The organism is Sulfurovum sp. (genome assembly GCF_036568385.1).
Lineage (GTDB): Bacteria > Campylobacterota > Campylobacteria > Campylobacterales > Sulfurovaceae > Sulfurovum.
This window is the reverse complement of the sequence record NZ_DATCSP010000059.1, coordinates 1-7240: the sequence shown is the minus strand read 5'-3', so window position 1 is coordinate 7240 and position 7240 is coordinate 1. Positions and strand designations below refer to the sequence as shown.

The following is a 7240-nucleotide window of genomic DNA, read 5'->3' as shown; positions in this document are numbered from 1 at the left end:
GAAGGAATGCTGAATGCACTCAAAGAGAAGATAGACTGGATACTGCTCTACCAGACCCCTAAGCTCTCTGAGAATAATTTAACCTATAATACACACATGAATTTACAATTTTTACATCAGCGTAAAAAAGAGAGAGATCTGATGATATGGAGCAGACAAATTGGGCATTGAAAAATTAACGGACAAGCAGGAAAAACAAGAAAAGATCGTCACCATGTTCGATGATATCGCATCAACCTATGACCTGGCGAACAGGGTGTTGAGCTTCGGTATCGATATCCAGTGGCGTAAAAAAGGGTGTGACAAAGTATTTGAGATACTCGACCAGAAATCACTGACGCAGGTGACAGATGTAGCGACAGGCACGGGCGACCTGCTGATCTACTGGAAAGAACAGGCGAAAAAGAACGGTGTCGAGATCCAAAAGTATGTAGGCATTGACCCTTCCGTAGGGATGCTCGATGTGGCAAAGAAAAAAGTGGATTTCGCTGAGTTTATCGTAGGCAAGGCCCAGCAACTCCCCATAGCAGATGAGAGCACGGATGTGATCTCCATCTCCTACGGCATACGCAATGTGGTAGACAGGGTAGAGGCATTGCAGGAATTCAACCGCGCACTGAAACCAAAGGGACTTGTCATGATCCTGGAGTTCACCAAGCAGGATAGAAGCGGTGTGGTCAACAAAATGGTAGATTTCGGTATGAAAAAGGTCTTGCCCAGGGTAGGTGGACTGATATCGAAAAACTATGAAGCGTACAAATATCTGCCTGATTCCATAGAAGAGTTCCTGACAACGGATATGTTGGCCAGAGAACTGGAAGAAGCCGGCTTTGAAATGAAGTATACCAAATCTTTCTCGATGGGGATCTCTACGCTTCTGGTCGCACAGAAAAAGTAAATCGTCCACATAGAAAGGGTATTATGTCTCAATCCATGATGAGCGTCTCCTCGCTCAATACCAAGATCAAGTCACTGCTGGAAGCTACCTTCATGCATATCCTCGTAGAGGGAGAGGTGGCTTCGGTGACCTATCATACCTCAGGGCATGTCTATTTTTCACTCAAAGATAAAGAGAGCAGTATCAAATGCGTGATGTGGCGCTCCTCTGCAGCCAAACTGAAGTTCCGTATTGAAAAAGGGGTGCATATTGTCATAGAGGGGTCTGTGGGCGTCTATACGCCAAGAGGCGAGTATCAGTTCTATGCCGTACATGTGGAACCCTATGGCAAGGGTGCGCTGGCACTTGCCTATGAGCAGCTGAAAGAAAAGCTCAAGGATAAAGGCTACTTTGACGCACAGAGAAAAAAACCCATCCCTAAACATATTCAAAAGATCGCATTGGTCACCGCAAAAGAGAGCGCTGCACTACATGATATGCTCAAGATCATTGAACAGCGATGGCCGCTGCTTGAAGTGGTCATCGTAGATACGCTGGTGCAGGGCGAACAGGCGGCAGCCCAGATAGCCAAAGCCTTACACTATGCAGACCGCCTGGATGCAGATGTGGTGGTCGTAGGGCGAGGAGGCGGAAGTACGGAAGACCTATGGCCCTTTAATGAAGAGGTCGTTGCAGATGCCATATTTTCCATGGATACACCGGTCGTCAGTGCCGTAGGACACGAAGTGGATGTGATGATCAGTGACCTCGTCGCAGACCTGCGTGCGCCAACACCGAGTGCAGCGATGGAGATGATACTCCCGGACAGGCAGGAGATCCTCTATGCCCTGGATGAGATCGGCGGACGGTTTACCTATGTGATCGGCCAGAAACTGCATCAATGGGTACGTGAACTTAAGCATACCGAAGAGATACTGCTGCGCAGTTCACCGAACAGACGGCTCCAGGAGACGCAAATAGAATTTATCCGTTTGGAAGAGGAGTTCAAGCGAGTCATAAAGCACAAGATAGAACGCTTCTCTTCCGCAGTGCCTGAACTGCTTAAACACTACAGACAGAACCTAGGGTTCATTGTGGAACAAAAGAGTCAGTATCTGGAGTATATGGATAAAAAACTGAGAATGAACGATCCTAAACTGCAGTGCCGCAAAGGGTGGGCGCAAACCTCTGTAGAGGGAAAGGCCGTAGCGCTGAGCAGTATCGAGGTCGATCAAAAATTCATCATTCAGGATGAGACGACACGCATAGAAGCGCTGTGTTTAAAAAAAACATGAATAGGAATGATGGTATACTATAGTCTAATATCAAACGGGGTTATGAAATGAATGAAGTGTTGGAAATACTGAGTCAAATGTCACCGGGGGAGCAGGGTGTTCTGGGGCTGCTTCTTTTAGTGGTCTTCTTCTTTCTTTACAGGTATTTTGTGCTAAGGGACAAAAAGAAAATGGAAGGGATGCTCGAACATAATCTACACGTTTTTCAAAAGGCCTTCGATATCTCTGAAGAGGCGGTCTTCATCCTTTCTGAGAAGAATGAAGTGCTTTATGCAAACAGCGCTCTGGTGGAACTTTTACGGTTACCTAGTGATTTTTTAATGAAACAACTGGAAGATACAGCCCAGATAAAAGCAAAAAAAGACTGGGTCCCGTTCGGCACCTACCTTCAAGAGCATCGTATCGCCTCTAAAGACAAGCTTCATTTGCCTTTGCAGACACAGCTGAAGATCTCCGAGGGGGAAGTCATACCCATCACGCTCACCATCGATGCGGTGATCACGCATATGCCCAAGAAGAGGGTATGTAACCTGGTGACCATACAGCAGAGGGACAAAGATACGGCACGTTCCCGTATATATTTCAGGCATCAGCTTACCGACCTGCCTAACCAGCTGCAGATATACCAGGATCTGCCGGCTTTTTTTGCCAAAGCGCACCTGGAAAAAAACAAACTGGCACTGATCCTTTTGCATTTGGACAATTTTTCGATGCTGAGATCCATCATCGGGCATGAACAGGCCAATGAGGTACTTAAAAAGTTTGCCAAGTACCTGGAGACAGCGGAGGTGAATGCAAACACCACGGTCTACCATACCTTTGACAATCATTTTTTGCTGACAGTGACCAACCTGCCTTCGATAGAAGAAGCAAAGACCTTTGTGGAAGCCATCCAGGCAAAACTGGCGTCATTTTACAAGATGGATGATTCCAATCTGCACTTGACCGTATCAGCGGGTATCGCTGTCTACCCTGATAGCGGGAATATACGTAAATTACTCGATAATGCCTATAAAGCGTTGGCAGACGCGGAAAAAGAGGGTGACGGAAAGATAAGTGTATGTATCCCTGAGAAATTCAATAAAAACTATGATGAACTAAGACTGCATAGCGATATGCCGGGTGCATTGAGCAGGGGTGAATTTGAGGTCTATTATCAGCCTATTGTCAAGGCCGGGCAGGGAGAGATAGTCGCAGCAGAAGCGCTGATACGATGGAAACATCCCCAGTACGGACTGATCCCTCCGTTTGTATTTATCGGCTTGATGGAGCGAACAGGTTTTATTGTCAAGTTGGGCCAATATATTCTTGAAGAGGTATTGAAGCAGCAGAAGCGCTGGGAGCTTTTTCAGTTCAAAGAGATCGAGGTTTCTATCAATGTCTCCATGGTGGAAGTGAATACAGGTGAGTTCGTGCAGTATGTAGAAAGAAAACTGGGACAGTATCAGGTCGATCCGGCACTGATCAAATTTGAAATTACAGAAGGTATTGCCATGAGGAATGAATCCGAAACGGTGAAACATTTTCTTGCATTGAAAAAACTGGGTGTAGGTATCTCATTGGATGATTTCGGTACAGGGTACACCTCTTTCGGCTACCTGAAAAAATTCCCTGCTGACAATTTAAAGATCGATAAGAGTCTGGTCGATTATATCCTGACGAATGAAGAGGACCAGCGGATCGTAAAAGCGATCATAGAACTGGCACATACCCTGGGAATGAAGATCGTTGTGGAAGGGATCGAAAATGAGAAAATGGCCGAGATGATAGCTTCTTTCGGATGTGACTATATGCAAGGGTATCACTTCGCAAAACCTCTGCCTGTCTTCGAGTTTCAGAAACTGATCAGATAGGGCGTCTGAGCGCCTGCCGCACTGTTTTTCTCACTTATGTGTGACGTCAGCATGTTTTGCGCTTTTATCTTAATGTAGTATGATTCTACCCATCAAAGTAGATACAAAGGTTACACATGCTGCAAAAACTCTTCGCCACTTCCATCCTATTCACGTCATTTTCCTATAGTTTCATTCATATCGATCCTCCGGTCATAGGAGAAAAAGAAGGTTTGAGCGGAGAGGTCTCGGTCAGCGGAAAGCATAGCTCAGGGAACAATGATTCGACCGCAATGGGACTGGCTGGCAAAGGGGAATACTTTGGCAATGACTGGCTGGTGTACCTTATCGCCTCCTATACGTATGGCGAATCCAATGACAGAAAAGATACGAATGACGGATCGGCGCATCTTCGATATGTGCACAGTATCGGTGATAGCTCCTATGATTATGAACTGTTCCTTCAGACGGAGTTCAATGAGTTCCAGCATATCAAACAGAGAAACCTCATAGGGGCGAACATCCGAAAGAGACTGGATATCTTTTTTGATAAGTTTTATGCCGGGCTGGGACTGTTCTACTCCTATATGGAACCGGAGGAAGTGACCGTATACGATCCTGTCTACAAACGCACACGCATCAACAGTTACCTCTCTTTTTCGAAAAAAGTGCATCAAAACTTTTCTGTTTCGTACCTTGGATATTATCAACCCAATGTGGAAGATCTTTCAGACTATAGGATCTCTCAAATCGTGCAATTCAACACCTCTATCACGGAGGACCTGATGCTTGGATTTGATGTGAATCATGCGTATAATGCGACACCGTATTATGCGGTGGAAAAAAATGACATACGTACGACGATCAACCTGAGATACAAGTTTTGATGGATAGAAGAGAGGGTGATCGAACTTTGAATGTGAGGCTGTTGGAACTGTAGACTACGTGTCGCTTGCGAACTTCATGCTGGATGAAGTTCGCAAAGAGTTGACGTGGGCTGGTCCGGGAATTACATCATCCCTGGCATACCGCCCATGCCACCCATATCCGGCATACCAGACTTTGCCGACGATGGCGGCTCTGGGATATCTGATACGGTAGCTTCTGTCGTAAGGAGCAGTGATGCGACAGAGGTCGCGTTCTGAAGTGCTACACGCGCGACTTTAAGCGGGTCGATGATCCCTTCTTCTAACATGTTGACATATTCGCCCGTTGCAGCATTGAATCCCAGGGTGCTGTCTGTGGTGTTTGCGATCTTGTCTGCGACCACACCGGCATCGAACCCTGCATTTTGCGCGATCTGCTTCATAGGTGCAAAGACCGCTCTTAAGATGATCTGGGCTCCTACTGCCTGGTCGCCTTCAAGATCGAGAGAGACTGCCTGGCTTGCTTTGATGAGCGCAGCACCCCCACCGATCACGATCCCTTCATCGACGGCAGCTTTGGTGGCAGAGAGGGCATCATCGACTCTGTCCTTTTTCTCTTTCATCTCTGTTTCCGTAGCCGCACCTACTTTGATCACCGCTACTCCGCCGGAGAGTTTTGCAAGTCTCTCCTGCAGCTTCTCTTTGTCATATTCGCTGGTAGTGGTAGAGATCTGTGTTTTGATCTCATTGGCTCTGGCTGCAACCGCATCTTTATTGCCTTTACCGTCAACGATCACGGTATTGTCTTTGTCTATGACCACTCTTGCGGCATGACCCAGCTCGGCAAGCGTAGTTTTTTCAAGGGTAAGTCCCAACTCTTCTGTGACGAGGGTCGCTCCTGTCAGGATAGCGATATCTTTCAGCATCTCTTTCTTTCTGTCACCGAAGCCAGGTGCCTTGACCGCTACGATGTTCAGTACACCTTTAAGACGGTTCAGTACCAGTGTTGCCAATGCTTCACCTTCGAGGTCATCTGCAATGATGAGAAGCGGACGTCCGCTCTGCTGTACCTGCTCCAACACAGGCACAAGGTCTTTGAGCGAAGTGATCTTTGCATCGGTCAGAAGAATGACAGGATTCTCCATCTCACACGTCATCTTCTCGGAATTCGTTACAAAGTAAGGAGAGAGGTATCCTCTGTCAAACTGCATACCTTCTACCACTTCAAGATCATCATTGATCCCTTTGGCCTCTTCTACGGTGATCACCCCGTCTTTACCTACTTTGTCCATCGCTTCTGCGATCAGGTTACCGATCGTCTCATCAGAGTTTGCAGAAATAGTCGCTACCTGCGCGATCTCTTTCTTGTTCTTGACCTCTTTGGAGATCTTTTTAAGTTCTTCGATGATCGCTGTAGAAGCCTTATCCATCCCTCTTTTCACTTCTATAGGGTTTGCACCTGCTGTGATGTTTCTAAGGCCTTCTTTGAAGATGGAGTGAGCCAGGACAGTGGCCGTGGTCGTACCGTCACCCGCTTCATCTGCTACAGTGCTTGCTACTTCTTTCACCAGCTGCGCACCCATGTTCTCAAGCGAGTCCGAAAGCTCTATCTCTCTGGCCACGCTCACACCGTCTTTGGTAATGTGCGGTGCACCATAGCTTTTTTGTATAAGGACATTACGACCTCTTGGTCCCATGGTCACTTTGACCGCATCAGCCAATTTTCTTACGCCTTCATAAAGTCCGTTTCGTGCTTTGTCTGAAAAAAATATTTCTTTTGCCATCTGTTTTCCTTAATACTGTTTGATTATTTGATCAGTCCCAAGACTTCTTTGCTGTGTAAAATAAGATATTCTTTACCTTCGACCGTGATCTCCATACCCGAAAAGTTAGCGAATACTACGGTGTCACCTACATCGATGCCATCTTCTCTTGCAACGGGTCCTACTGCAACTACTTTACCTTCTAAAGGCTTCTCTTTTGCTGTATCTGGAATGTAAAGCCCGGATGCTGTTGTGTTTGATTGTTCTTCACGTTCCACGAGAACCCTATCTTTAAGTGGTTTAAATGCCATAATAAAGTCTCCTTTTCTTAATGATTTTTGATGGGTGCATTGTAATGGTTTTTTGTTAAAATGTCAAGATGGTTGTTTGAAATTATTTAAAAAAGTTTAGTTATGTTGACTAAAGTATGTGATATGTCTCTATGATTTTCGTTTTTTTTCTCATTTTTTCTTGTACTCATTGACAATAAAGGTATCTTTGGATAAAATTCCGTCTCTTCAACGAAGATGTCAAGGTAGCTCAGCTGGTTAGAGCGCTGGTCTCATAAGCCGGAGGTCGAGGGTTCAAGTCCCTCTCTTGACACCAT

General features: G+C 46.0%; 6 protein-coding genes and 1 tRNA gene. 5 read left to right on the top strand and 2 right to left on the bottom strand.

The window, feature by feature from the left end:
- The first annotated feature begins 160 nt into the window (after positions 1-160).
- The 4 genes from ubiE to VIM88_RS06505 all read left to right on the top strand — a co-directional run bounded on the left by ubiE (position 161) and on the right by VIM88_RS06505 (position 4891).
- Positions 161-898, top strand: coding sequence for a bifunctional demethylmenaquinone methyltransferase/2-methoxy-6-polyprenyl-1,4-benzoquinol methylase UbiE (ubiE, locus tag VIM88_RS06520; RefSeq protein WP_331862080.1), 738 nt, complete (start codon positions 161-163; stop codon positions 896-898).
- A gap of 23 nt (positions 899-921) precedes the next feature.
- On the top strand, positions 922-2172 hold the full coding sequence (xseA, locus tag VIM88_RS06515) for an exodeoxyribonuclease VII large subunit (RefSeq protein ID WP_331862079.1): 1251 nt from the start codon (positions 922-924) through the stop codon (positions 2170-2172).
- 47 nt (positions 2173-2219) lie between these two features.
- Positions 2220-4025, top strand: coding sequence for a bifunctional diguanylate cyclase/phosphodiesterase (locus VIM88_RS06510; RefSeq protein WP_331862078.1), 1806 nt, complete (start codon positions 2220-2222; stop codon positions 4023-4025).
- 116 nt (positions 4026-4141) lie between these two features.
- The gene (locus VIM88_RS06505; RefSeq protein WP_331862077.1) at positions 4142-4891 is read left to right on the top strand and encodes a DUF481 domain-containing protein; all 750 of its coding nucleotides are present in this window, start codon (positions 4142-4144) and stop codon (positions 4889-4891) included.
- A 122-nt stretch (positions 4892-5013) separates the two neighbouring features.
- On the opposite strand, the gene groL is transcribed toward VIM88_RS06505, so the two are convergent.
- Both groL and groES read right to left on the bottom strand, forming a co-directional pair.
- Entirely contained in the window at positions 5014-6654 is a 1641-nt protein-coding gene (groL, locus tag VIM88_RS06500) for a chaperonin GroEL (RefSeq protein ID WP_331862076.1), read from the bottom strand.
- A gap of 23 nt (positions 6655-6677) precedes the next feature.
- Positions 6678-6944, bottom strand: a complete 267-nt coding sequence (gene groES, locus VIM88_RS06495) for a co-chaperone GroES (protein WP_331862075.1) — start codon at positions 6942-6944, stop codon at positions 6678-6680.
- 218 nt (positions 6945-7162) lie between these two features.
- On the opposite strand from groES, the gene VIM88_RS06490 reads away from it, so the two are divergent.
- A tRNA-Met gene (locus tag VIM88_RS06490) sits at positions 7163-7239 on the top strand.
- Position 7240: the final 1 nt, after the last annotated feature.